This window comes from Pseudomonas sp. Tof1 (assembly GCF_055390395.1).
The window spans coordinates 3,451,877-3,476,631 of the sequence record NZ_AP024344.1; the positions used below are offsets into that span (position 1 = coordinate 3,451,877).

The following is a 24,755-nucleotide window of genomic DNA, read 5'->3' on the forward strand; positions in this document are numbered from 1 at the left end:
GGTCTCAAGGGGAAGCGCGGGTTTCCTGCGCCTGGGTAAAGAGGTAATCGAGCAGCGCCTCGATGGTCGGATGATCGAACATCACCCGCATCGGCAACTCGATGCCCAGCAGATCGTCGATACGGGCGACGATGCGGGTCGCCAGCAACGAGTGACCACCCAGTTGGAAGAAGTTGTCGGTGAGACCGACCCGCTCGCAGCGCAGCACCTCGCACCAGATCTCGGCCAGAGCCCGTTCGATCGGGGTGCTCGGCGCCACATGGGTCTGCAGCGCATAGGCGGTTTCGTCGGGCCGCGGCAGCGCCTGGCGGTCGAGCTTGCCGTTGGTGGTCAGCGGCAGGCAGTCGAGGCGTACGTAGGCGGCGGGCACCATGTGCTCCGGCAACGCTGCCGCCAACTGCGTGCGCAGCTCATGGACAGCCGGTGCGGCCCCATCGGCCACCGTGTAGTAGGCCACCAGCCGCGGTTCGCCCGGTTGCTCATCGCGGGCGATCACCGCCGCCTCGCGCACGCCCGGACAGCCGCCCAGGCAGGCTTCGATTTCAGCCAGTTCGATACGGTAGCCGCGGATCTTCACCTGGAAGTCGTTACGCCCCAGGTATTCCAGGCTGCCATCGGCGCGGTAGCGCGCCAGGTCGCCGGTGCGGTACAGGCGATCGCCAGCGACGAAGGGGCTGTCGATGAAGCGTTCGGCGGTCAGTTGCGCGCGGTTCAGGTAGCCGCGGGCAACGCCGGCACCGCCGATGTGGATCTCGCCTTCGACACCGATCGGCACCGGTTGCCCCGCCGCATCGAGCAGATAGCAACGCAGGTCCGCCAGCGGCCGGCCAATGGCACTGGCGCCGGAACGCTCGGCATCTTCGGCGCGCAGTGCCAGGTAGGTGGCATGCACGGTGATCTCGGTGATGCCGTACATGTTCACCAGTTGCGTGTCGCTGTTGCGCGGGTCGGCGAACCACGGCTTGAGCAGAGTGGTTTCCAGCGCCTCGCCACCGAACACCACGCAACGCAGGCTGTGGGTCGCCTCGCTGCGGCCCTGGGCTTGCAGCAGGCCACGGAAGGCGCTGGGCGTCTGGTTCAGCACGGTCACCTGCTGCTCGCAGAGCAGCCGGTAGAAGTCTGCCGGAGCGCGACAGGTCGACGCCGGGACGATCACCAGGCGCCCGCCGTGCAACAGTGCGCCCCAGATTTCCCAGACCGAGAAGTCGAAGGCGAAGGAATGGAACAGGGTCCACACATCGCCGGCATTGAATGCGAACTGCGCCGCGGTGCTGGCGAACAGCCTGGCCACCTGACGGTGCTCGATCATCACGCCCTTGGGTTGGCCGGTGGAGCCGGAGGTATAGATGACATAGGCCAGGTTGGCCGGGGTCAGGCCCAGGCGCGCCGGGTCGAGGTTGTCCGCCGGGCCGTCGGCCCAGGTTTCACGATCCAGTTCCAGGCATTCGGGAGCATTCGCCAGAGCGTGAAGCGGCTCGGCCAACAGCGTGCGCGTGGCCTGATGAACGAGCACCAGCGCCACCCCACTGTCCTGCAGCAGATAGGCCAGGCGCTCGGCGGGATACGCCGGATCCAGCGGCACATAAGCGCCGCCGGCCTTGAGGATGGCGAGCAGGCCCACCAGCATCTCCAGGGAGCGCTCGACACACAGCCCGACCCGCACTTCCGGACCCACCCCGCGCTGGCGCAGGTGATGGGCCAGGCGGTTGGCCCGGGCATTCAGCTCGCCATAGCTGAGGCTCGTGCCCTCGAAGCTCACCGCCATTGCCGAAGGCTGGCGGGCGACCTGCCGCTCGAACGCTGGGTGCAGGCAGTCGCTGACGCCGGTGTGCGGCGCGGGTGGATTCCAGGTCTGCAACAACTGCCGACGCTCCTCCGGCGGCAGGATATCCAGCCGGTCGGCACGGCTTTGCGGTGCCTCTTCAAGGGCCCGGACCAGGCTTTCCAGCGCCTGCCGCATCATCGCGCAGGTGCGTTGTGCATCCAGTGCCGCGCAGACCTGGGCGCCGATGCGGAAACCTTCGCCGCTGTCGTCCACGGCCAGCACCAGCGGGTAGTTGGTGCGTTCTTCGCCGCCCAGCACCTCGATGCCCTTCCAGGCGCCGGAAGTCGAGTCACCGCCCTCGGTGGCCCGTTCGCTATGGCGATAGTTGAGCAGGCTGGTGAACAGCGGCGTTGGCGAGGCGATGGCACTGCACCGCTGGGCCAGGGCCAGCGAGGCGTGTTCGTGCTCGAACAGTTGAGTCAGCAGCCCATGGGTGCGGCGCACGCAGGCGGCCACGCCCTCGGCGGCCAGGTCGATGCGGATCGGCAAGGTGTTGATGAACGGCCCGAGGATGCGCTCGGCGCCCTCGCCGCCGTACAGGCGACCGAACAATACGGTGCCGAAGATCACGTCGTGGCGACTGGAAGTGTGCGCCACCACCTGGCCCCAGGCGACATGGAACAGGCTGGCCGGGCTCACTCCCAGGGCCTGGGCCGACTGCCGCAGGCGCTGGCCCAGGCCATTGTCAAGCATCAACCGGGCCTCGTTGACCCCGCTGCCATCGCCCTGGATATCGAGCAGGCCGAACGGTGCCGACGGTTGACTGATGCCGGCCAGCATACCGCGGAAGAACTGTTCCTGGGCCTGCTGGTCGCCGCCCCTGATCCGCTGGGCAATGAAGTTGCGGTACGGCAGCGCCGGCAACAGGCTGGCCGCCTTGCCGTCAAGCACTGCCTCGACCTCGGCATTGAGCTGTTTCAGCGAAGTGTTGTCGTCAATGATGTGATGGAACAGGCGCAGGCCGAGCCAGCGGTCGTTGGCCTCGTCCCGGGCGATGACCAGGCGCATCAGCGGCGCACGGTCCAGCGGCAGGCGGAATTGCCGGGGATCGAAGCGCTGGCGCAATTGCGTGGCGATATCACCCTCGGCCGGATCCAGCTGCAGCTCCTCGACCAGGCCGTCGACCTGACGCCAGACCACCTGCACCGGCTCTTCCAGGTCATCCCAGAACACCGAGGTACGCAGGATGTCGTGGCGCTCGATCACGCTTTGCAGCGCCCGTACATAACGTTCCAGGGTCGGCCGGTCGCTGAAGCTCATCAGGCACCAGAGCAGGTAGGGATCGCCGTTGCGCGCCATCAGGTGGTGGAACAGCATGCCTTCCTGCAACGGCGACAACGGGTAGATATCCTGGACGTTGTCCGCACCGCCCTGCACCGTGGCCAGGATGGCGTCGATCTGTGCTTGCGTCAGGCTGACCAGCGGCAGGCAGTCAGGGGTGATCGGCTGGCCACGAACGATGGCATTGGCCGGAATGGGGGCGGCCAGTTCCGCCACTTCGACCCCGGCGGCCAGTTCGCGCAGCACCGGGACACTGAACATCAGTCGGGCATCGAGTTCGATGCCCTGTCGTCGCAGGCGCTCGAGGACCCGCAGGGCCGACAGCGAATGCCCGCCCAGGGCGAAGAAGTTGTCATCGCGGCCGATCCGCTCGCGACCGAGCACATGGGCCCAGGCTTCGGCCAGGGCGATTTCCACCGGACCTTGCGGAGCACTGAAGGGGCGCGTGCCGAAGGCATTGTCGTCAGGCGCCGGCAGTGCCTTGCGGTCGAGCTTGCCGTTGGCGGTCAGCGGCAGGGCTTGCAGGCTGACATAGGCGGCCGGGACCATGTGCTCCGGCAGTGCCGCCGCCAGTTGCCCGCGCAGTTCCTGGACCGTCGGCACGGCACCGTCGACGACCGTGTAGTACGCCACCAGTCGTGGTTCGCCCGGCGGGTCCTCGCGGGCGATCACCAGCGCATCGCGCACCCCGGCGCAGCGTGCCAGGCAGGCTTCGACTTCGCCCAGTTCGATCCGGAACCCGCGGATCTTCACCTGGAAATCGTTACGGCCCAGGAATTCCAGGCTGCCATCGGCACGGTAGCGCGCCAGGTCGCCGGTGCGGTACAGGCGCTCACCCGGAACGAACGGGTTGTCGATAAAACGCTCGGCCGTCAGTTGCGCGCGGTTCAGGTAACCGCGGGCAACCCCGGCTCCGCCGATGTGGATCTCGCCCTCGGCACCGATCGGCAGCAACTGTCCGGCGCTGCCGAGCAGGTAGCAGCGCAGGTCCGCCAGGGGCCGGCCGATGGGGCTGCCGGTCTGCTCGGCGTCTTCGGCCCGCAGCGCCAGGTAGGTGGCATGCACGGTGATTTCGGTAATGCCGTACATGTTGACCAGTTGCGTGTCGCTGTTGCGCGGATCGGCGAACCAGGGCTTGAGCGTGGTCATCTCCAGTGCTTCGCCGCCGAAGATCACCTGGCGCAAGCTGTGGGCCGCAGTGCTGCGCGCCTGGGCACCGAGCAGGCTGCGGAAAGCGCTCGGGGTCTGGTTGAGGACCGTCACGCCCTGCTCGCAGAGCAACTGGTAGAAATCCGCCGGGGTGCGGCTGGTCAGGGTCGGCACGATCACCAGGCGTGCGCCATGCAGCAGCGCGCCCCAGATCTCCCAGACCGAGAAATCGAAGGCGAAGGAATGGAACAGCGTCCAGACATCGTCGGCGTTGAACTCGAACTGTCGGGCGGTGCTGCTGAACAGCCGCGCCACCTGGGCGTGTTCGATCATCACGCCCTTGGGCGTGCCGGTGGAACCGGAGGTGTAGATCACGTAGGCCAGGTGGTTCGGGGTCAGGCCCTGTTCCTGCGGATCGAGATTGTCGGCGGGCCGTTCGGCCCAGCGCGTGGCATCGACTTCCAGGTCCAGCAGGCGTGGCTTGCTGGCCAGGCCCTTGCAGGCGGCGGTCAGGCTCGGCCTGGCGGCGGCGTGGGTCAGCACCACTGCCGGGCTGCTGTCGGCGAGCAACAGGTTCAGGCGCTCGCTCGGATACACCGGATCGAGCGGCACGTAGGCACCGCCGGCCTTGAGGATCGCCAGCAGGCCGACCAGCATGTCCAGAGAACGCTCGACACACAGCCCCACCAGCACATCCGGGCCGACGCCAAGGGTTCGCAAGTAGCGCGCCAGGCGGTTGGCCCGGGCGTTCAGTTCGCCATAGCCGAGGGTCTGGCCTTCGAGGCTGACCGCCGGTGCCCAGGGATCGAGCGCCACCCGCTCCTCGAACAGCTGGTGCAGGCAACGTGGCGGCGGCTCGGCAGGCGTGACCGGGTTCCATTCGGTCAGCAGCCGGTGACGTTCTTCGGCACCGATCACCGAGTCGCTGTCGAGGCGGCGTTCCGGTGCATCCAGGCACTGCCCCAGCAACGCCAGGTAGTTGTCGCGCAAGCGGGTCATGGTTTCTTCCTTGAACAGATCAGCCGAGTAGTTCCAGAGCAGCGACAGAGTGTCGAGGTTGTCGGCCCGGGTGCCCCGGGGAATCACCACCACCTCGATGTCGAATTTCGCCGTCTGGTTGCTGTAGGCCTCGAACAGCGAGAGGTCGAAGCCCGGTCCCTTGAGTTGCGGGGTCTGCGAGTTGTGGAAACTGAAGGCCACCTGGAACAGCGGGTTGCGCGACAGCGAGCGGCTGGGCTGGAACTCGCGCACCAGGCGTTCGAAAGGCAGGCTTTCGTGGTCGTAGACATCGAGCATGCGCTCGGCAGTACGCCCCAGCAGCTCGCGGAAGGTCGGCGCACCGCCGAGATCGGCACGGATCACCACGCTGTTGACGAACATCCCCAGGCAACGCTCGTAGGCCACCGACTTGCGGTTGGCCACGGCGGAGCCGACCAGGAAGTCCTCGATACCGCAGCGCCGTCCCAGCCACAGCTGGAACACGGTGAACAGCGTGGTGAAGACCGTCACCCCCTCGGCATCACTGAACTGACGCAGCCTGGCGGCCAGCTCGGCCGGCAGTTCGAAGCGCAACTGCCGGCCCCGCCCGCTGCGTTGCGCCGGCCTGGGAAAATCGGTGGGCAGCGGCAGGGTGAACGGCGCGTCCTGCAGTTGCTGCCTCCAGAAGCGCATCTGCCGTTCGTATTCGGCCTCGGCCGCCTCACTCTGTTGCCAGCGGGCGTATTCGCCGTATTGCGCCCCAGGTAACGGCAGCGGGTCGCTGCGATCACCGTGATGGTACTGGTAGAGATGCAGCAGTTCTTCGAGGAACAGGTTGGCGCTCCAGCCGTCGTGCACGAAATGGTGCTCGATATGCACCAGGGCATAGGCCTCGGCCCCGCGTCGGACCAGCAGCCAGCGCACCAGTGGCAGGCATGCGACGTCGATGGCGCGGTGCACCTCCTGCTCGACCCGTTCGATGAACGCCTGTTCATCCTCCGCCGGGATATCGATGCAGGCCAGCGCGGCCCGGGCCTGGTCATGTACACGCTGATACGGCACGCCTTCGCCGTCGTCATGGAAGGTGGTGCGCAAGATCTCGTGACGGCTGACGATCTCGTCGAGGCAACGTTGCAGCAACGGTTCGTCGAGCCGGCCATGGATGCTGATCACGCTCTGGGCGTGATAGGCCCGGGCGTCGGACACCTTGTTCAGCCACCAGACGCCGCTCTGCTGGTAGGACAGCGGGGCGATAGGCGACGCTTCGGTGACAACGGCCGGGCCAGCGGCCAGGGGTTCGCTCAGTTGCCGTGCCACCTGGCGCAACGTGCCCTCGAGAAACAGGCTCTTGAGCGGCAGGTGCCGACCGCCCTGTTCGCGTACCCTGACAGTGATCTGCAAGGCACTCAGGGAGTCGCCGCCCAGGGCCAGGAAATTGTCCTCGCGCCCTACCCGATCGACCTTCAACACTTGCGCCCAGATATCCGCCAGCCACTGTTCCAGCCCGTCTGCCGGCGCGACATATTCGCGACTGATCAGCGCAGTGGCATCCGGCACCGGCAAGGCCTGGCGATCGAGCTTGCCGTTGGCATTCAGCGGCCAGTGCGTCAGGCGTACACAGGCCGCCGGCAGCATGTGTTCGGGCAGGCTCTGCCGGGCGTGCTCACGCAACCGCTGCGGGCTGATGTCGTCCGCCGCCCGGTAGTAGGCCACCAGCCGGCGTTCCCCCGGTGTGTCTTCGCGGACGATCACCAGGGACTCTTCGACACCCGGCAAGCTGTCCAGACAGGCCTCGATTTCGCCAGGCTCGATACGGAAACCGCGCACCTTGACCTGGAAATCGCTGCGGCCGAGGAACAGCAATTGGCCGTCGGCGTCGAAACGCGCCAGGTCGCCGGTGCGATACAGGCGTTCGCCGGGGGCGAAAGGGCTGTCGACAAAACGTTCGGCGGTCAATTGCGGACGATTCAGGTAGCCCCGGGCGACGCCGATACCGCCGATGAACAGCTCACCCACCTCGCCCGGGCGCACCGGCGTGCCCGCCTCGTCCAGCAGGATGGCGCTGGCCTGGCCGATCGGTTCGCCGATCGGCACGGGCGATTGCGGGTCGTGGTGTTCGTCGCAACGATAGACCGTGGCCCAGATGGTGGTTTCGGTCGGGCCATAGGCGTTGAACAGCCGCCGCCCTTGGCCCAGGTGGCCGCCAGGGCCGGGTTCGGCGCCTCGCCCGCGAGCACCAGGGTCACCAGCTCGGGCAATGCGGCGGGGTCGCCGAGCCCGGCCAGCACCAGCGGTGGCAGGGTCGCATGGCTGATGTGCCGCTCGCGCAGCACCTGCGCCAGGTTGTCGCCGAGCAACAATGTGCCCGGCTCGACGATCTCCAGGCAGGCGCCATGGCTCAGGGCCATGACCCATTCGAACACCGAGGCATCGAAACTGAAGGAAGCGAATTGCAGCACCCGGTCGCCGGGCCCGACGGCGAACAGCGGGCCCTGGACCCGGGCCAGGTTGACCAGTCCGCGATGTTCGAGCAGCACACCCTTGGGCAGGCCGGTGGAACCCGAGGTGTAGATGACGTAGGCCAGGTGACGATCGTTCAGGCCAAGGGCCTGGGCCGGCAGGTTGTCCGCCGGACAGTCGGCCCAGGCGGCCTCGTCGGCCAGGTCGAGCACCACGGGCTGTTCGGCCAGGCCGGCCAGCGCCGGGTTCAGGCCGACGAGCGCCGGGGCATGGGTCAGCACCAGCCGCGGCGTGCAGTCGGCCAGCATGTGTGCGAGGCGTTGTGCGGGGTATGTGGGGTCCAGCGGGACATAGGCGCCGCCGGCCTTGAGCACGGCCAGCACGGCGACCAGCATCTGCGGCGAACGCTGCAGGCACAGGGCGACCCGTGTATCGGGCCCGACACCGGCTGAACGCAGGTGGTGTGCCAGGCGATTGGCCCGGGTGTTGAGTTGCTGGTAACTCAGCACCTGCCCCTGAAACCCAGCGCCGGGGCCGAGGGATCACGCAGGACCCGGGATTCGAACAATTGCTGGATAAGCGCGGCGTTCGGTTCTCTGACCAATTCAAGCCTCTCATTCCCTGGAGGATTCACGATCAGTGACGAGGCCTGCGCAGGGATGACAGCGCTAGGGTCGACCCGATCGGCTGCGACTGCCTGGACTGTGCTGTCCGTAGCAATCTTCTTACACTGGAGGGGATTCTGTCCCACAGCGCGGATGGATAATAACCACGAATTTTGTTGGGTGGAAATACAAACTTGCGTCGTTCATGAAGGGATTTCGCGCTTTTTCTCTCCTGACCGCCTGGCTCATGCAGGGCGCGGAACCGCGTGCGACCCAGGCCATTACGGCGTTTGCACTGTATGGCAATGTATCGAAGTCGGCAGCCGATACCTTTCGAGGCATGCTGGAGGATTCTTGACATACTCCAGACGCTTGCCGCTGTGCTCAATAGCGTGTCGGGCGGCGGATGCCGTCCATGCCATCCCCTTTCGTCAGGAGTGTGTCTTCATGAAAATCGGTTTCGTCGGCCTGGGCAGCATGGGCCAGGCCATCGCCAGCAACCTGCTGAAATCCGGCCATGAACTGTGGGTGTGGAACCGTTCGCCCGCACCGGTGCAGGCACTGGTGGAACTCGGCGCCCAGGCGGCCATGCAGCCGCGCCAGGCCTTCGAAGTGGACGTGGTGTTCAGCATGCTGGCCCATGACCAGGCGATGCGTTCGGTGCTGCTCGACTCCGGTTTGCTCGATGAACTCAGGGCGCCACTGATTCACGTGAACCTGGCGACCATTGCGGTGGACTTTGCCGAGGAACTGGCCGGGTTGCACCAGGCCCGGGGGCTGACCTATATCGCCGCGCCGGTGATGGGCCGGCCGAATGTGGCGATTGCCGGGGACCTGAATATCCTGGCTGCGGGGCCGGCGGCGGCGCTGGATCAGGTGCAGCCGCTGTTCGACCTGATCGGGCGCAAGACCTGGCGCCTGGGTGAGCGTGTGGCCAGTGCCAATGCGATGAAGCTGGCGACCAACTTTCTGCTGGTGTCCGCAGTCGAGGCCATGGCCGAGGCGGCCAGCCTGGTCAAGGGGCATGGCCTGGAGTCGGCGGCGCTGATCGATCTGATTTCGACCACGATCTTTCCGGGGCCGGTCTACTCCGGGTATGGGGCGCTGATCGGCCGCAGTGAATATGGGAATGCGGCGTTCAAGGCGGTGTTGGGGCTCAAGGATGTCAATCTGATTCTGGAGGCGGCGCGCAGTGTTTCGGTGCCGATGCCAAGTGCGGAGTTGATTCGGGACAACCTGGTCGATGCGGTGGAGCATGGCGAGGGGGATATGGATCTGGCGGTGCTGGCTCGGGTCATGGAGCGGCGGGTTGGTCAAGGTTAGCAGGAGCCCTGGCGTTAAGGCTTCTCTCGTGGGCATATCCATTTGCGCGTTTAGCTGATGTGTCGGTTTCGCCCTTCACGGGCGAGTCACTTTTGCCAAGCGGCAAAAGTAACCAAAAACGCTTGCCCCTCCATTGGCCCCTCGCTACGCGAGGGGTTCCTTCGCTCCGGCCCTGTTTCGAGAGCACGCCGTGACGGGCCATCCATGGCCCAACACGGCTCGCCCGGCATCCCTGCCGGGCGACTCTCGAAACAGGACCTCCACTCAGCCGGCTGGGAACGGGGCCGGTGGATCAAAAGCAAGATCAAAAGCCAAGGCAAAAGCCAAAGCGAGATCAACAGCAAAAGCTTCGCGGCGGTACGACGTTCCGACAAGCCCTGTTCCTACAGTCTCTCGGTGTACCAGGATATTGTGAATGCCGCAGCTCTGTAAGAGCCAGGCTTGCCCGCGAATGGGCCAGCGGGGAACAGCGCCAAAACCGGATCAGCCAGAAGCGCAAGCGGCTGGCTGATCCGGTTTTGGGATTCGCGCGAACGAGCTGCCTTCAACGCGCCAATCGTGTAAACACGTAGTCACGATCCTTGACCAAGGCCTGGTGACAGGCGAAGCAGGTTTCATGCTGGCTCACATCGGCCGGCTTGCCGTTGATGAAGCGGCCAAAACCCCAACCGCCCGTGGCGGCATATTTCTTCGAATCCTTGACCATGAATTGCACGGTGGTCGAGTCCGCCGGGACCAGGGCACTGGCCGCCTCGGGCGACTGCATATGCTTCCAGGCCAGTTTGGCGAGGATGGTGCCGTCGGGGAACGGCCGGGTGTCGTTGCTGCGGTAGGCCTTGAGCGCCGTCGGGTTGCCGAGGATCGCCCGCAGTTCGTTCAGCGGCGGTCCTTGCAGTGAAGGTGCCGCCAGTTCCCATTGGCGATAGCCATCGGGGATGGTCACGCCATAGATCGGCGAAGCATTTTCCGCGTTGGATGCGCTGTTCGACGCCGGTGCCGCCAGGGCGATGCCCACCGACAGGGCCACGCCCGCCGCGGCCAATCCGCTATAAAGCCATTTCATGTCAGCATTTCCTGTGTGCCTGGGAGGCTTCACAGTCAATCGCAGCCATGTATCGCGTAGGTGTCCGCAAACCCTCGAAAAGCCGGCCAATGTATCAATGGCGGCCCCGGATACACTGTGATACACCAGACAGCGGCCGCCAATGCAAACGCCCCGACAGGTTCGACCTGCCGGGGCGTTTTCTGCCAAAACCGCAAAAGGTTTGTCAGTGAGTCATATTGCCATGATCGTGCATCGGCATTTCGGTCAGGGCACGGGCCGTGGCCTTGACCTCGATCGACTCCTTCACGCCCTTGGCGTTCTCGACCACCAGGGTCAGCGGCACACTGTCACCCTCCTTCACCTGACCGACCAGGTTCATCAGCATGATGTGGTAACCCTCGGGTGCGATGTCGACGGTCTTGCCGGCTGGCAACTCGACGGAAGCGACCGGCTGCATGCTCATGATGTCGTTCTGCATCTTCGACTCGTGGATCTGCACCAGTCTGGCGACGGGCGATTTCGCCTCCAGCAGCTTGCCCCCTTCAGCCGAAGTGATGCGCATGAAGGCACCGGTGGAGGGTTGTCCCGGCACGGTGGCACGGACCCAGGCGTCTTGCACCAGGGTGTGTGCCGAAGCGTGCAGGCTGATCATTCCAAAAATTGAAAAAACTATATATTTCAATGACTTCATTTGATTATCTCGAATTTTTCTAGATAGCGCCTGTCAGCAGACCGACATGACGGTGAGCAGATCTTCCGCGCATTGCTGGGCGGTCAGCGACGGCGACAGGCCCAGACGCAGACGACCGCGGCTGTCGTAGACAAAACTGGTCGCGGTGTGGGACAGCGTATAGCTGTCGCCAGCCGGGATCTTTTCGTAGAACACCTTGAATTCCTTGGCGGTCTGCGCGGTTTCTTCCAGGGTGCCGTACAGGGCGACGAAGCTCGGGTCGAACGCCTTGACGTAGGCGTCGAGCACCTGCGGCGTGTCGCGTTCCGGGTCGAGGGTGATGAATACCACCTGCAGCTTGTCGCCGTCCGGGCCCATCAGTTTCTTGGCGCGGGCCGCGCGAGCCAGCGCCGTCGGGCAAACCGCCGGGCACTGGGTGAAGCCGAAGAAGATCATCGGCATCAGGCCGCTGAAACTGCCGAGCAGGGTGACGTTGCCCTGGGTGTCCTTGAGCTTGAACTTGCGCCCGAGGATCTCGTCGCTCAGGTCCTTGCCGTACTTGTAGGTCAGCTTGCCGGAGCTGTCGCAGCCGGCCAGCAATCCAAGCCCGAGAACCCCGAGGCCGGCAACGACCTGGCGGCGAGTCAATAACTCATTCATGTAAACGGCCCTCTAGGTAGCCTTTGTGCAACGCAAGGGGTGATGGCCTGCTGCTCTGGCGCCACTGCGCACAGTCACGCTGCCGACCACGATTGACAAGGATGGGTCAGGCACGGGCCCGGGGTGGCGCACGCGAGCGAGAGCCGGGAAAGACCGGCGCGACGGCCCGCTGCGGGCTGAACGCAATACCGGGGTAGCCGGGCGGCGGGACTGGGCCCAGGAACAGCGCGCCATGGGAATCGGCCAATGCCGGATGCTGGAACAGCAGCGAGCAATAGCCGCATTTTTCCCAGAGCGCGAGGTGATGCGGGGAAGGTGCGGGACTGCGCTCCGGCAACAGGCCGGAACCTGCTGGAGGGCCACCACAGAGATCCTCCAGGGTCACCTGCGGCGCACGGGCCTGGCTGGACACCTGCCCGATCAACGGGCCGGCGAACACCAGCAGCATGGCGAACAGGCTCAGCCAGGCTCCAGTGCGGCGCCTGAATGTTCCCGGGGGAAGAAAGGAGGTCATGGGCAGGCAATTTACCACTGTCGCCCTGCCGACGTCGGCCGGTGCGACAAAATGGCACACGAGCAGCGGCGCCGTTCATGTGCCCTTTCAGTCCTCAGGACAGCTTGACGTTCATGGTGATCCGCGCCGTGAACACCCTGACACCCGCCTCATCGAAAGTGTCGACCGCCACGATCTTGTCACCCGGCGTCAGCCAGTCCACCGCACTGCCATCGGCCACGGTGCGTACGGCGGTCTTGGCCTTGGCGAGGTACTCGACACTCATGCCCTTGGGAATCCAGCGCGCACCAGCGGGAATCGAGACATCGGTCATCAGCCCCGCCGCCAGTTCGGCGGCATTGCACAGGGCAATGGCGTGGACGGTGCCCAGGTGATTGGTGATTTCCCGGCGAAAGGGCACCTGTACCACCGAATGCCCGGCACGCAGCTCACTGACCAACGGCTCGATGGTGCTGAAATACGGTGCCATCTGGCAGGTCATCTGGCTGAATTTCTCCGGCCCTACCGCTGTGAACATGTTCAGGGATTGACTCATTTGGCAACTCTCCAGAAGGTGAACGAATTAAACAGAATATTATTCTGTAAAAGAACAATATTCCGCATCGGAAAAATCTGTCAAGCTAGACCAGTTTCCCGAACCGGGCCCCGCGCCCTCTCCCGCCCACTACAAGGCTGCCCCCGATGGAAAATCCCGATCTGCTGGAACGTTGCTACCCGGGCCGCAGGGCCGAACTGAAACGGGCGATCCTCAGACAGGCGCTGTCGTGCTTCAACGAACAGGGCATCGAGGCCAGCACCATCGAGACCATCCGGGTGGCCTGCGATACCAGCGTGGGGGCGATCTATCACCACTTCGGCAACAAGGAGGGTTGGTCGCGGCCCTGTTCTTCGCCGCGCTGGATGATCAGGCCCGGTTGCGCGAGACCCACCTGGCCGAGGCGCGAACCCTCAAGGAACTGTTGCAGGGCCTGGTCCACAGCTATGTGGACTGGGTCGACGACCAGCCGCAATGGGCGCGCTTCCAGTACCAGGCGCGGTTCGTGGTGAGCAAGGGGCCGTTCGCCGATGAGTTGGCGGCCCGCAACAAGGTCCGCAACCGACAGTTGCGCGAGCGCTTGGCGGCCACGGTCGATGGCGATGAACGGCTGGAGATTCCCAGGGAGCTGCTGCTTTCGCTGATTGTCGGCCCGGCGGAAAACTATTGCCGGGCCTGGTTGGCCGGGCGGGTCGAGCACTCCCCACGGACCTACCGCCACGAGCTGGCCGAAGCGGCCTGGCGGTCGGTGCGGCGCTGACGGTCCGCGTCCGATAAGCGGGCGATGCCGTGCTGCGCCAACAACTACGCTCTAAGGTGTAACACCTTCCCTGAATTCCAGGAGCGTACGATCATGCGTCGCGTAGTGCTGGTCATTTCAATTGCTGCCCTGCTTCCTGCCGGTCATGCCCTCGCCAGGGTCGATGCCGGTGATATTGCGACCTCGGCCGGGATATCGGCGTCGCTCTATTCCACCTTCAAGAAGGACAAGAAGACGGTGGCCCCTTCCCGCGATGAGGCCTCCAGCTTCATCGCCAGTGGCGGCGCGATACGCGGCGCCTACCTGGAAGCGGCTCTCAGGCAGATTCGCCAGGAACATCCGGGCCTGCAGGCCACCGACCAGGAACTGGCCGAAGCGATTCTGCTGCAGCCTTGACGCCTGGCTGCTGTTGGCGAACGGCGTGCCGTGAGGCCTGCGCCAGGCGTTGCACGGCCTCGCGGATTTCGTCCGTATCCAGCGAGGCGAACCCCAGGCGCAGGCCGTTCTCCGGCAGATCCAGGGGCGAGAATTGTCGTCCGCTGCGCACCACCAGTTTGTGCTCCAGAGCCTGTGCGACCAGCCGGTCGACGTCCGTCCCGGCCTCGAAATCCACCCAGAGAGCCAGGCCGCCCTGGGGCTGGCGGATGGCTATGCGCTCACCGAAGGCCTTCATCAGGCTGTCCTGAAGCACTTCACGCCGCTGCCGATAGGTTTTCGACACCCGCCGCAGATGCTTTTTCAGTTCGCCGTCGTTGATCAGTGCCGCCAGCATCGTCTGCATCACCGCGTCGCCCTGGGACACCACCAGCGCGCTGCGCTGCTCCAGCACCTGGATCACATTGACCGGCGCCACGACGAAGCTGCAGCGAAAGGTCGAGCCGAGGGCCTTGGACAACGAACCGACATAGATCACATGCCGTTGCCCGGTATCGCTGGCCAGCGGCAGATAGGGCCGGCCCTCGAAATGGTATTCGTGATCGTAGTCCTCCTCGATCACGCAGAAGTCGTGACGCCGGGCCAGCATCAGCAGCTTCTGCCGCCGCTCGGCCCGCAGACTGACGGTGGTCGGGAACTGGTGATGGGGCGTGAGGTAGATCATCCGCACCCGGTGTTGCTGGCACAAGGCTTCGATCTGGTCCACCTGGCAGCCTTCACTGTCGATGTCGACCGTCACCAGCCGGGCCCCCAGGGCACGAAACACCGCCCAGGCCGGCGGATAACTCAGGCGCTCCACCAGCACCACGTCACCCGGCCGGATCAGCGCGCTGGCCGCCAGGTACAGCGACATCTGGGTGCCCTGGGTCAGGCAGATGTTCTCGGCACTCACCGATAACCCGCGATTGTTCCTGAGCATCTCGGCCAGGGCCGTGCGCAACAGGTCATCGCTGCCATCACTGCCATGACGCACGGTGTTGGCGGCAAAACTGCTGCGCAGGGCATTGCGGTAGTAACGGTGCAGTACGGCCTGGGGCAGCAGGCGATGGTCGGAGGCGCCGTTGTCGAAGAACAGCGCACCGGGCAGGCGCTGCAGTGCCAGGTCGCGACGGCTGGCTTGCAGGTAAGGCACCGGCGGTTCCGTCAGCAGGCGTGGAGCGAAGTCCCGGGCTATGCCCTGGCACGGCGCGATCGCTTCCAGTTGCGTGTTGACGAAGGTGCCGCGGCGCGCTTCGCTGACCAGCCAGCCCTGGGTGATGGCCTCCTCGTACGCGAGGATCACCGTCTTGCGGTTGACGTCGAGCAATTGCGCCATTTCCCGTGTGCCCGGCAACAGGCTGCCGGGTTGCAGGCGCCCCTCGCGGATGGCCGCTATCAGACCTTCGACGATCCGCCGATAGGATGCCTGGCCCGGGTCCGCATCGAGATTGAGCAAGGGCCGCCATTTACGCAACTGGACCATCTGAAGTTTCCAGAACTGGAGGTTTTAATGGTCCTAGTCTACCGCAACAATGAGGGTCTTCCCTGTGCCGAGGTCGCCATGCATCCCCATCGCCATGTCATCGAACTGTCGCCCTCGGGCAAAACCTTCAGTGCCGGCGACGAGCTGTTGCTCGACGCCATGCTCGCCAGCGGTCTGCCGGTGCCGTTTTCCTGTCGCCGCGGCGCCTGCGGCTCGTGCAAGGTCAAGGTGCTCAGCGGCGAACGCCGGGACAAGCGGCTCGGCCCGGACGATCCGCAGCCCTCCTTCCCTCTCGCCGCCGATGAGGCGCTGCTGTGCCAGAGCCATGCCTGCAACGATATGCGCCTGGAGATTCCCGGCTGGTCGCTGGATACGCCAACCCTGGAAATCCCGGCCGTGGTGCTCGGCAAGCGCGCACTCAGCCACGATATCAGCGAGTTGGTGCTGCAGGCCGAAACGACCGATATCTTGCGAGTGCGGGCCGGCCAGTACCTGAGGTTTCGCCTCGATAACGGTGACAGCCGCTGCTTTTCCGTGGCCAACCTGCCGGAACAGGACCAGGGCAGACTGGTGTTCCATATTCGTCGGGTGCCGGGTGGGGTCTTTTCCGAAGGCGTTCTCGACTCATTGCACAACGGCCAGCGCCTGGCGCTGGAGGGGCCGTTCGGGGCCTGCACCTGGCAACCCGATGGCCAGCGCCCGGTCGTGCTGTTCGCCAGCGGCACCGGCTACGCCGGCATCAAGCCACTGCTGCTCAGGGCCCTGGCCGACGGGGCTGAAGTCACCTTGTACTGGGGTGGATCGAGCGCGGAGGACTTCTACGATCGCGAATTCCTCGATGCCGCCAGCCGGGCACATCCGCGACTGCGCTGGTTCGCGGTATTGTCCACACAGGCGCGGCTGCAACAGGTGGCGCTGCAGCATGGGCATCGTTGGGCCGATGCGCAGGTCTACGCCTGCGGCAACAGCCGGATGATCAGCGAGGTGCGCAGCCAGTGCCTCGCCGCCGGGCTGGCGCCACAGCGGTTCATCGCCGAGGCCTTCGTACCCAGTGGCGTCACGGCCACTGCACGGCCACGGGACCCGGTGCTGGAGCAGGTCGGCCCGCGTTACTCCCTGGAAGGTATGCTGGCGGCCCGCGAACAGTCGGTACGCGCCCTGGCCCAGATCGTCAGCAAGCTCAGGGTCGGCATGACCACCGGCGAAGCCCTGGAAATGGCCAACCAGCACCTGAAAGCCATGGGCGCCTCCCACACCTGGCACCCGACCTACGTGCGCTTCGGCCCCGATACCATCCGCGTACCACGCCAGGGCATGGATCTGCAGCGCAGGCTGCAGGCAACCGATATCGCCGTGGTCGACCTCGGCCCGGTCTGGGATGGTTATGAAGGCGACTACGGTGACACGTTCGTCTTCGGTGACCACCCACTGCACAAGGCCTGCACCCAGGCCCTGCATGAAGTCTTCGAGGAGACCTGCCAGGCCTGGCGCGGCGGTTTGAGCGGGCGCGAGCTGTACGACTTCGCCCAGGCTCGTGCCGAAGCCAAGGGCTGGCTGCTGGAACGCAATCTCGCCGGCCACCGACTGACCGACTTTCCCCACGCCCTGCACGGTCCCGCGACCCTGGCGGATCTGGACATCGTGCCGAGCGAGAGGCTCTGGGTGCTGGAGATCCAGCTGCGTCACCCCACCGAGGCCATCGGCGGGTTCTTCGAGGATGTGCTGATCGGCCAGCCCGGCCAGGCGCTCACGGCCGACCGGGCAGCGCCATGAACCGCGCTACTTGCTCGCCACCTTGGCGCCCGCCGAGTGACCCTGGCGGATTTCGTGCTGGGTTTCCAGTACCCGGTCCAGGGCGCTGGTCGCCTGCTGGTCCTGCATCGGCGCATGAATCGCCGCCGACACCAGGCTGATCAGCTTGGCCATGACCTCGGCATCCGTCGCCGGCCGGCCGAGGCTCATGGCCTGCATCAGAAAGCGCAGCTCGGTACCGGCGATCACCCCGGAGATGGCCTTGAGGGCAAACTGCAGGCGTACGCCGACCTCGTTGCGCGGCATGTCCGGCAAGGCCAGGGCGAAGGCATTGAAGAAACGCTCGAACACCGGCTGGTAGTGTTCCTTGAGGTATTCCTGGATGAAGGGCGAAGTATCGCTGTAGACCCGCCCGAGAAAACGCACGAAGGACCGCCCTTGCTCACCGGAGCCACTGCGCTCCAGGCCCATCGCCGGGGCGAACAGCACGCCGAGCAGAGTCTCGCAGTCCAGCGGGCCGTCAGCCTGCTCTTCGCAGCGGGCCAGCAGTTCCAGGCGTTGTTCGTTGAGGGGGCCCAGGCGCTGTTCGAGCAGCGCCGTCATCAGCGAGTCCTTGTCCCCGAAGTGGTAGTTCACGGCGGCCAGGTTGACCTGGGCTCGTTCGGTGATCTGGCGCAGCAGCACGGCGTCATAGCCGTACTTGGTAAACAGTTCTTCCGTGGCGTCCAGCAAGCGAGTCTTGGTGACATTGGGAGCGCTGAGTTTCTTTGCGACCATGGATGGGAAGCCTTTGCAAGGAGATAGCTGACCGAACGAACAGCGTTTTAAAAATAAATTTGATTTTTTATACCTCTGAAAGCCTTGGAACGCAAGCTTCTCGCGGATTCGTTACCCTCGCGCAAGGCAATAGAAGACTCACGAAAAATACGATGGAATGTGTCAAAAAAGTGTTTCCTCTTGTCACAAAATCGCAAGCCCAGACAGCCCTTTTCGTTGCGCCGAACCGCTGGCATCGGAGCGGGATCGCGGATACTATTCAAACAAAATTTTAAAATAGGAAAACAAAACCTGTGCCTGATCCTGCCTTGCAACATGCCTGGACACTGGCAACGCGCTCAGGCAGCGGCTGGATCGCGGACGGGCCTGCCGGCGCTCTGCGTAATGACTGACACGACCGCTCACAAAGGCCTCATCTGCCTGCAAGGCATCGGCAAGACCTATCGACTCGCCGAGCAACCCTTGACCATCCTCAAGGATGTCTCGCTGTCCATCGACGCCGGTGAAAGCTGCGCCATCCTCGGCGCTTCCGGCTCCGGCAAAAGCACCCTGCTCAATATCCTTGGCCTGCTCGACCTGCCCAACAGCGGCCGCTACCACTTCGCCGGGCACGATATCTTCAGTGCCAGCCCCGACCAGTTGGCGGCCATCCGCAATCAGCAGATCGGCTTCGTGTTCCAGAGTTTCAACCTGCTGCCCCGCCTGGACGCCCTCGACAACGTCGCCCTGCCCCTGAGTTACCGTGGCGTGCCGCGCGGCGAGTCGCTGGCGCGGGCCAGGGCGATGCTCGAACAGGTCGGTCTCGGCGAGCGCGCCCACCATCGCCCGGCCGATCTTTCCGGCGGCCAGCGTCAGCGGGTGGCCATTGCCCGCGCGCTGGTCGGCGAGCCCTCGGTGATCCTGGCCGACGAACCGACCGGCAACCTGGACAGCAGCACGGCGCGGGAAATCATGGACCTGCTGCTGGAGCTCAACCGGGTGCGCCAGGTCACCCTGATCATCGTCACCCACGACCCGCACATCGCCGAGCGCCTGCATCGGCAGATCCGGGTGCAGCATGGCGTCGTGCACGAGACGTGTCCGGCATGAGCCTGCAGGTCCAGCAGAGTGCCAGCCAGTTGCTGCACGAGGCGTTCGTCAGCCTGCGCACCCTGGGCAAGCGGTCGATACTGGCGCTGCTGGGAATCGTCATCGGCAGTTCGTCGGTGGTGGCACTGATCAATATCGGCCATAACGCGGCGCAGGAAGCGGCGGCCATCTTCAAGGACATGGGCACCGACACCCTGGCCGCGCAGTTTCCCGGCAGTGCCGACCTGCGCGAGCCGATGCCCGCCAGTATCGACACCGCGCGCCTGCAGGCGATGGTGCCTTCCCTGCTGTACCTGGCGCCGATCGCGCTGTCCAGCGGGTCGGCGGTGTTCCGGGGCCATGGCAGCAATACCAACTGGGTCGGCACTACCGCGCAACTGGCCGGCACCATGCGCCTGAAGCTGCGCGAGGGTCGCTTCCTTGCCGATTTCGACCAGGGTGAAACCCATGTCGTGGTCGGCGACCATATCGCCCAAACCCTGGGCAGCGCCGGTTTGCCCCTGCGCGTCGGTGACCGGATCCGCCTCAACGACTATCTGTTCCAGGTCATCGGGATCCTGCACAGCCAACCGGCGGCCGCGCTGATTCCGGTACAGACCGACGATTCGCTGTTCCTGCCGCTGGCCGGCATGCGCCGCATCGTCGATTCGCCGCAGATCACCAGCGTGGTTGCCCGGGCCGCCGCCGACCAGGACATGGAAGCCGTCGCCGGCGACCTGACCGCGGCGTTGAAAAGCACCTTGCGCGGGCGCGAAGTGGAAGTGCAGATTCCCCAGCAGATGATCGACGGCATGACGCGGCAGAGCCGGACCTTCGGTTACCTGCTGATGGCCCTGGGGGGCATTTCGCTGGTGGGAGGTGGCGTGGGGGTCATGAACGTGATGCTGATGAATGTGTCCGAGCGCCGACGGGAGATCGGTATCCGCATGGCCCTGGGGGCACGGCGGCGGGACATTCGCAACCTGTTCCTGCTCGAGGCGGTGACGCTGACGGCGGTGGGCGCGCTGTCCGGGGCGATCCTCGGGGTCACGGCGGCCTACCTCTATGCCCGGCTGTCCGACTGGCAGTTTTCCCTGGCCGCCGCCTCGTTGCCGCTGGGGGTCGGCAGCACCCTGCTGGTCGGGTTGTTCTTCGGGCTCTATCCGGCCATCTCGGCCTCGCACCTGCAACCGGTGGAGGCGCTGCGCGATGAATAGACGCAGGCCATGGACGGCCACCCTGCTCTGCCTGTTCTGCTGCCAGGCCTTCGCCGCCAGCCCGCTGGTGGGCCAGCCGTCGGCGCCGTCGCTGCGCAACAACCAGACCCGCAGCGTGCTGCTCAGCGAGCAGATCACCAACCTGACCCTGGGCGACGCGGTCTACCTGGGCCTGCGCAACAACCGCGGCATCCGCAGCGCCTACCTGCAGCGCATCGCCCAGAAGTTCGACCTGCGGGTGTCCGAGGACACCTTCAACCCCAAGCTGCTGCTCTCCGGACAATACCGGACGACCAAGGGTTCGGAGGACAGCGCACGCAATACCACCTTGTCGCCGACCGCCAACCTGCTGGGTGAGTACGGCACGCGCCTGAGCATGGCCTGGACCCAGCAGTTGAACAATGCCGACGTCGCCGGCCGCTATCGCAGCGACGGCCTCGACCTGGCGATCATCCAGCCCCTGATGCGCGGCGCCGGTTGGGACGTGACCACCGCGCCGCTGCGCCTGGCCCGCATATCCGAGCAGATCAACCGGCTCAACCTCAAGACCAGCGTGTCGCAGACCATCAGCGACATCATCACCGCCTACCGGGAACTGCTCAGGTCCCAGGAACAATTGACCATCACCCAGGACGCACTCAAGCGCGCCAGGGCCCTGCTGGAGGTGAACAAGGCGCTGATCGCCTCCGGGCGCATGGCCGAGTTCGAGATCGTCCAGACCGAAGCCGATATCGCCACCCAGGAACTGGGGGTGGAGGAAGCCCGCAACCAGGTGGACATCAACCGCCTGTCGCTGCTGCGCCTGCTGGCCCTGGACCTGTCGACGCAGATCCGTGCCAGCGAAGCGCTGGAGGCCTCGCAGGTCAACATCGACAAGCAGGATGCCCTGCGGGTGGCCAAGGTCCAGCAGCCGGAGTACCTGGCCACCCTGCTGGGCAGCCAGCAGGCCGACCTCAACCTGGTGATCGCCAAGGATCAGGGGCGCTGGGACGTGTCGCTGGTGGCCGGCGCCAACCAGATTCGCGACCGCCTCGACAATGACGTCGGCAGCAACGGCTCGCGGCGCTGGGACAGCTATGCCGGGGTCCAGGTGCAGATCCCCATCGGCGACCTGAGTACCCGCCAGGCCGAGGTGCATGCACGGGTCGACGTGGAAAGACAGGAACTGATCCAGGCCGACGCCCGCCAGGCCCTGGAGCGTAGCGTCAATGACGTGGTTCGCGACCTCGGCACCCGCTGGCGACAGTACGAGATCGCCCGGCGTGCGGTGGACCTGTCCCGCCGCAAGCTGGATATCGAGCGGGAAAAGCTGAGTGCCGGACGCTCGAGCAACTTCCAGGTGCTGAGCTATGAAGGCGACCTGCGCAACGCCGAGAGCTCGCGCCTCACCGCACTGATCGCCTACCTGAACGCCCAGACGCAGCTCGACCTGACGTTGGGCATGACACTGGAGAGCTGGGACATTGCACTCAATGACTACTGACAAGCAGATTCGGCGCAAGCGCTGGATACAGGGCGCGGGGCTGCTGCTCGCGCTGGCGGTGGCCGGTGTCGTGGTCACCACCCTGCGTGCGCCCGCCGCCGACCAGTCCGGGGATGACCGCTGGATACCGGTGCAGCCCGCACCGCTGGTGCACCAGATCGGCCTGGTGGGCAAGATCGAGCCACAGAAGACCATCATCCTGACCGCCCCGTTCGAAGGCAACGTACGCGCGATCCTGGTGGAACAGGGACAACGGGTCGAGGCCGGGCAGACCCTGCTGCAGATGGACCCGGGCCTGCTCGAGATCCAGTTGCGCGATGCCTTGTCGGCCCAGCTCAAGGCGCGGCGCTCGGTGCAGGAACTGCAGGACTGGAGCAACAGCCAGCAGGTCGCGCGGGCCCGGCGCAGCCTGCGCAGCGCGCAGATGACGCTGAGCAACACCGAACGCAAGCTGGGCGAAAGCCAGAACCTGTTCGACCGCGGTATCATCCCGCGCAATGAACTGCAGGACCTGCAGCAGCAATTGCAGAGCCAGCGCATGGACCTGACGGCCGCCGAAGGCGAGCTGCAGCAGGCGCTGGACCAGGGCAAGGGCGAATACCGGCAGATCGCCGATATGGAACTGACCAACGCCACGGTCAAGTACGAGACGCTCAAGGCCCTGCTCGACGGCAAGGACGTCACCGCACCGTTCGCCGGCATCGTCGTCCCCCCGCCGGGCGGCAACGGTTCGCAAAACTCGTCCAACAGCAATTCGGCACCGGTGCAGACCGGCAGCCGGGTCAGCCAGGGGCAGGTACTGTTCGGCCTGGCGAACATCGAGCAATTGAAGATCGTCAGCAAGGTTTCCGAGCTGGATATCAACCAGTTGCATCCGGGGCAGAGCGTGGAGATCCTCGGCGACGGCTTCGACGGCGAGCGGCTCAGCGGCTCGGTCGATATCGTCAGCAGCCTGGCCCTGCCCAACGATGTGCCGGGCGGCAGTGCGCAGTTTCCGGTGACGCTGTCGATTCCCAAGCTGACCCGCGAGCAGTTGCAACGGGTGCGGTTGGGCATGAGTGCCCGGCTGACCATCGTCACCTATCGCAACGACCAGGCGATCGTCCTGCCCGCGGCGGCGATCCGTCACGATGCCAGCGGCATGCGGGTGGACTATCGCGAGGCGCCGGGCCAGCCGATCAGGCAGGTGCCCATCACGACCGGGCAGGCGACCCAGGAAGGGGTCGAGGTATTCGGATTGCAACCGGGTTTCGTACGACTGCTGGAATGAGCCGGGCATGGTTGGCAAGACGGTTCGGCGAGCAACAAGGGTATTAATTAACAGAAGGCAATTGCCGGGGCGTCTCCTTACCCGGCCAACATCCCCTTCCCGACTTTTGCAACAGTCCGCTGGCGAGCGCAAGCGTTTTGACTTTCCATTGCTCCCTGCGCCGACGCGCCGGCAAGGAAACGCAAGTTTGCCCGAATAAAGCCTTAACTATCGCGGGCACTACCAACAGCCGCGCCCGACCCATTCGTACCCTGGCGCCGACTTGCAATAAATCCATCAACGGTCCGAACTTGAACGAACACCGGCAGCCTCTGCAAGAACCTGAGCGGGTACCTTGAGATCCACGCCCAGGGCCTGGGCAAATGCCTTGATCAGCGGACCGCGTGTCGTGTTGTGGCGCAGGATCAGATTGAATGGTGTGTTGAAGCGAATGGTCTCCGGCCGCAAGGCGCGCAGCTGGCCCCTGGCAACCTGCGCGGCCGCATAGTGCTGGGGCAGGAAGCCGACGAAACGCCCGGTCTGGATCAGCATCGCCACCGCTTCGACCTGGGACGCCGAGGCCGAATGGCTGTCGTGGCCGACGAAGTTCAGCTTGTCGCGGTGAATCGCGTACCGGTGATTGATGAACGGATGATTGCGCAGCACATCGGTATCGATCAGCGAATCGTCGAGGTCGAACAACGGATGACCGACAGCGCAATAAGCCTCGGACAGTTCCTCGTACAGATTGAAGTAATCGAACTCTTCCCTTTTCTGATAAACCGGAACTATTCCGGCAATGAACCGGCCTTCGACAACCCCTCTTTCCACTTCATCCAGCTGTGCCGCATGCAGGCGCAGCCTTACTTTCGGCGACTGCTCGTTGATAGTTCGCAGCGCAGCAACTAACGGAGAATTAAGATCGGTAATGGTATTATCCACGACACCAATACCAAGGTCCCCTATCAGTTCATTCTGCGCAGAACTAAGCCGGTCTCGAAATTTGTCCACCGAAGCAAACAACTCGATGGATGCCTGATACACCAGGCTACCTTCTTCAGTCAGGCAGAAACCTTCCCGGCCACGGGTGCACAGGCGCATGCCGATACGAATCTCCAGGTCGGAGATCTGCTTGCTGATGGCCGCGAGGCCAACGTTCAGCTCATTCTGGGCGGCGCTGAAGCCACCGGCCTCGACCACCGCCTTGAACACCTTGAGCAATTTGAAATCCAGTCCACTGAGCGCCAGGGGAGCTCTCTGAGTCGGTTTCGCCGATGGGTTTCCAGAAGTGGAAAGTTGGGTTTCCATAATGCTTATTGACCTCGAACCGCCTATTAACCAGGATCTGTCCCACAAGAAAAACATAGCCGGTTAATAATAATGACCACAGAAAACAAGGCTTGGCAACCACAACAAAATTCTGCAAATCAGCGAAAACCCGCTGACTCCAGGTATTCAAAAACCGACATTGCGATCGGTTCCCTTACGCTGTAACTGCCCTCTTGAA

General features: G+C 64.6%; 15 protein-coding genes and 3 pseudogenes. 8 read left to right on the forward strand and 10 right to left on the reverse strand.

The features are described 5' to 3' along the window. Nucleotides 1-52: 52 nt before the first annotated feature. Nucleotides 53-5,095 (reverse strand): annotated as a pseudogene (locus ACZ5KU_RS15280) (amino acid adenylation domain-containing protein); the annotation flags it as partial. 60 nt (nucleotides 5,096-5,155) lie between these two features. Beyond that, nucleotides 5,156-8,202 (reverse strand): annotated as a pseudogene (locus ACZ5KU_RS15285) (amino acid adenylation domain-containing protein); the annotation flags it as partial. Between the two features lie 543 nt (nucleotides 8,203-8,745). Between ACZ5KU_RS15285 and ACZ5KU_RS15290 the strand changes: the two are divergent. After that, nucleotides 8,746-9,621, forward strand: a complete 876-nt coding sequence (locus ACZ5KU_RS15290; RefSeq protein ID WP_416769002.1) for an NAD(P)-dependent oxidoreductase — start codon at nucleotides 8,746-8,748, stop codon at nucleotides 9,619-9,621. 544 nt (nucleotides 9,622-10,165) lie between these two features. Here the strand turns inward: ACZ5KU_RS15290 and ACZ5KU_RS15295 are convergent. The 5 genes from ACZ5KU_RS15295 to ACZ5KU_RS15315 all read right to left on the reverse strand — a co-directional run bounded on the left by ACZ5KU_RS15295 (nucleotide 10,166) and on the right by ACZ5KU_RS15315 (nucleotide 13,045). Beyond that, nucleotides 10,166-10,684: a cytochrome P460 family protein gene (locus ACZ5KU_RS15295; RefSeq protein WP_416769003.1), complete on the reverse strand. Its 519-nt coding sequence runs from the start codon at nucleotides 10,682-10,684 to the stop codon at nucleotides 10,166-10,168. A gap of 205 nt (nucleotides 10,685-10,889) precedes the next feature. After that, nucleotides 10,890-11,318, reverse strand: coding sequence for a copper chaperone PCu(A)C (locus ACZ5KU_RS15300; RefSeq protein WP_416769004.1), 429 nt, complete (start codon nucleotides 11,316-11,318; stop codon nucleotides 10,890-10,892). Between the two features lie 72 nt (nucleotides 11,319-11,390). Next, the gene (locus tag ACZ5KU_RS15305) at nucleotides 11,391-11,996 is read right to left on the reverse strand and encodes an SCO family protein (RefSeq protein WP_054059497.1); all 606 of its coding nucleotides are present in this window, start codon (nucleotides 11,994-11,996) and stop codon (nucleotides 11,391-11,393) included. A gap of 106 nt (nucleotides 11,997-12,102) precedes the next feature. After that, nucleotides 12,103-12,510: a DUF2946 domain-containing protein gene (locus ACZ5KU_RS15310; protein WP_081006023.1), complete on the reverse strand. Its 408-nt coding sequence runs from the start codon at nucleotides 12,508-12,510 to the stop codon at nucleotides 12,103-12,105. Nucleotides 12,511-12,604: 94 nt separating this feature from the next. Beyond that, nucleotides 12,605-13,045: a hotdog fold domain-containing protein gene (locus ACZ5KU_RS15315; protein ID WP_054059499.1), complete on the reverse strand. Its 441-nt coding sequence runs from the start codon at nucleotides 13,043-13,045 to the stop codon at nucleotides 12,605-12,607. A gap of 146 nt (nucleotides 13,046-13,191) precedes the next feature. Between ACZ5KU_RS15315 and ACZ5KU_RS15320 the strand changes: the two are divergent. Next, nucleotides 13,192-13,805: pseudogene (locus ACZ5KU_RS15320) on the forward strand (TetR/AcrR family transcriptional regulator). A 93-nt stretch (nucleotides 13,806-13,898) separates the two neighbouring features. After that, nucleotides 13,899-14,201 carry a DUF2388 domain-containing protein gene (locus tag ACZ5KU_RS15325; RefSeq protein ID WP_054063294.1) on the forward strand — a complete coding sequence of 101 codons (303 nt, stop codon included), beginning with the start codon at nucleotides 13,899-13,901 and terminating at the stop codon, nucleotides 14,199-14,201. Here the strand turns inward: ACZ5KU_RS15325 and pdxR are convergent. Continuing rightward, entirely contained in the window at nucleotides 14,122-15,702 is a 1,581-nt protein-coding gene (gene pdxR, locus ACZ5KU_RS15330; protein WP_081006025.1) for a MocR-like pyridoxine biosynthesis transcription factor PdxR, read from the reverse strand. The two genes, ACZ5KU_RS15325 and pdxR, sit on opposite strands and share 80 nt — an antisense overlap. Here pdxR and ACZ5KU_RS15335 point away from each other — a divergent pair, their 5' ends adjacent. Then, complete coding sequence (locus ACZ5KU_RS15335; RefSeq protein WP_054059542.1) at nucleotides 15,703-17,475, forward strand: M24 family metallopeptidase; 1,773 nt, start codon at nucleotides 15,703-15,705, stop codon at nucleotides 17,473-17,475. 6 nt (nucleotides 17,476-17,481) lie between these two features. On the opposite strand, the gene ACZ5KU_RS15340 is transcribed toward ACZ5KU_RS15335, so the two are convergent. Then, a complete protein-coding gene (locus tag ACZ5KU_RS15340) occupies nucleotides 17,482-18,231 on the reverse strand; it encodes a TetR/AcrR family transcriptional regulator (protein ID WP_054059502.1) in 750 nt (249 codons plus the stop codon). Between the two features lie 384 nt (nucleotides 18,232-18,615). Between ACZ5KU_RS15340 and ACZ5KU_RS15345 the strand changes: the two genes are divergently transcribed. The 4 genes from ACZ5KU_RS15345 to ACZ5KU_RS15360 are packed head-to-tail and all read left to right on the forward strand — an operon-like array spanning nucleotide 18,616 to nucleotide 23,269. After that, nucleotides 18,616-19,320, forward strand: coding sequence for an ABC transporter ATP-binding protein (locus ACZ5KU_RS15345; protein ID WP_054059503.1), 705 nt, complete (start codon nucleotides 18,616-18,618; stop codon nucleotides 19,318-19,320). Next, the gene (locus tag ACZ5KU_RS15350) at nucleotides 19,317-20,516 is read left to right on the forward strand and encodes an ABC transporter permease (protein WP_054059504.1); all 1,200 of its coding nucleotides are present in this window, start codon (nucleotides 19,317-19,319) and stop codon (nucleotides 20,514-20,516) included. Before ACZ5KU_RS15345 ends, ACZ5KU_RS15350 begins: the two co-directional genes overlap by 4 nt. Beyond that, nucleotides 20,509-21,999 carry a TolC family protein gene (locus ACZ5KU_RS15355; protein WP_054059505.1) on the forward strand — a complete coding sequence of 497 codons (1,491 nt, stop codon included), beginning with the start codon at nucleotides 20,509-20,511 and terminating at the stop codon, nucleotides 21,997-21,999. Before ACZ5KU_RS15350 ends, ACZ5KU_RS15355 begins: the two co-directional genes overlap by 8 nt. Continuing rightward, a complete protein-coding gene (locus tag ACZ5KU_RS15360) occupies nucleotides 21,989-23,269 on the forward strand; it encodes an efflux RND transporter periplasmic adaptor subunit (protein WP_054059506.1) in 1,281 nt (426 codons plus the stop codon). The genes ACZ5KU_RS15355 and ACZ5KU_RS15360 overlap by 11 nt, the downstream gene beginning before the upstream one ends. A 276-nt stretch (nucleotides 23,270-23,545) precedes the next feature. On the opposite strand, the gene ACZ5KU_RS15365 is transcribed toward ACZ5KU_RS15360, so the two are convergent. Then, complete coding sequence (locus tag ACZ5KU_RS15365; protein ID WP_054059507.1) at nucleotides 23,546-24,556, reverse strand: LysR family transcriptional regulator; 1,011 nt, start codon at nucleotides 24,554-24,556, stop codon at nucleotides 23,546-23,548. Between the last annotated feature and the right edge of the window lie 199 nt (nucleotides 24,557-24,755).

Bases quoted from the DNA above. Each gene is read 5' to 3' on its own strand.
- ACZ5KU_RS15325 (WP_054063294.1), top strand. From the start codon at position 13,899: ATGCGTCGCGTAGTGCTGGTCATTTCAATTGCTGCCCTGCTTCCTGCC.
- ACZ5KU_RS15340 (WP_054059502.1), bottom strand. From the start codon at position 18,231: ATGGTCGCAAAGAAACTCAGCGCTCCCAATGTCACCAAGACTCGCTTG.
- ACZ5KU_RS15310 (WP_081006023.1), bottom strand. From the start codon at position 12,510: ATGACCTCCTTTCTTCCCCCGGGAACATTCAGGCGCCGCACTGGAGCC.
- ACZ5KU_RS15305 (WP_054059497.1), bottom strand. From the start codon at position 11,996: ATGAATGAGTTATTGACTCGCCGCCAGGTCGTTGCCGGCCTCGGGGTT.
- pdxR (WP_081006025.1), bottom strand. From the start codon at position 15,702: ATGGTCCAGTTGCGTAAATGGCGGCCCTTGCTCAATCTCGATGCGGAC.
- ACZ5KU_RS15300 (WP_416769004.1), bottom strand. From the start codon at position 11,318: ATGATCAGCCTGCACGCTTCGGCACACACCCTGGTGCAAGACGCCTGG.
- ACZ5KU_RS15345 (WP_054059503.1), top strand. From the start codon at position 18,616: ATGACTGACACGACCGCTCACAAAGGCCTCATCTGCCTGCAAGGCATC.
- ACZ5KU_RS15350 (WP_054059504.1), top strand. From the start codon at position 19,317: ATGAGCCTGCAGGTCCAGCAGAGTGCCAGCCAGTTGCTGCACGAGGCG.
- ACZ5KU_RS15295 (WP_416769003.1), bottom strand. From the start codon at position 10,684: ATGAAATGGCTTTATAGCGGATTGGCCGCGGCGGGCGTGGCCCTGTCG.
- ACZ5KU_RS15360 (WP_054059506.1), top strand. From the start codon at position 21,989: ATGACTACTGACAAGCAGATTCGGCGCAAGCGCTGGATACAGGGCGCG.
- ACZ5KU_RS15355 (WP_054059505.1), top strand. From the start codon at position 20,509: ATGAATAGACGCAGGCCATGGACGGCCACCCTGCTCTGCCTGTTCTGC.
- ACZ5KU_RS15290 (WP_416769002.1), top strand. From the start codon at position 8,746: ATGAAAATCGGTTTCGTCGGCCTGGGCAGCATGGGCCAGGCCATCGCC.
- ACZ5KU_RS15315 (WP_054059499.1), bottom strand. From the start codon at position 13,045: ATGAGTCAATCCCTGAACATGTTCACAGCGGTAGGGCCGGAGAAATTC.
- ACZ5KU_RS15365 (WP_054059507.1), bottom strand. From the start codon at position 24,556: ATGGAAACCCAACTTTCCACTTCTGGAAACCCATCGGCGAAACCGACT.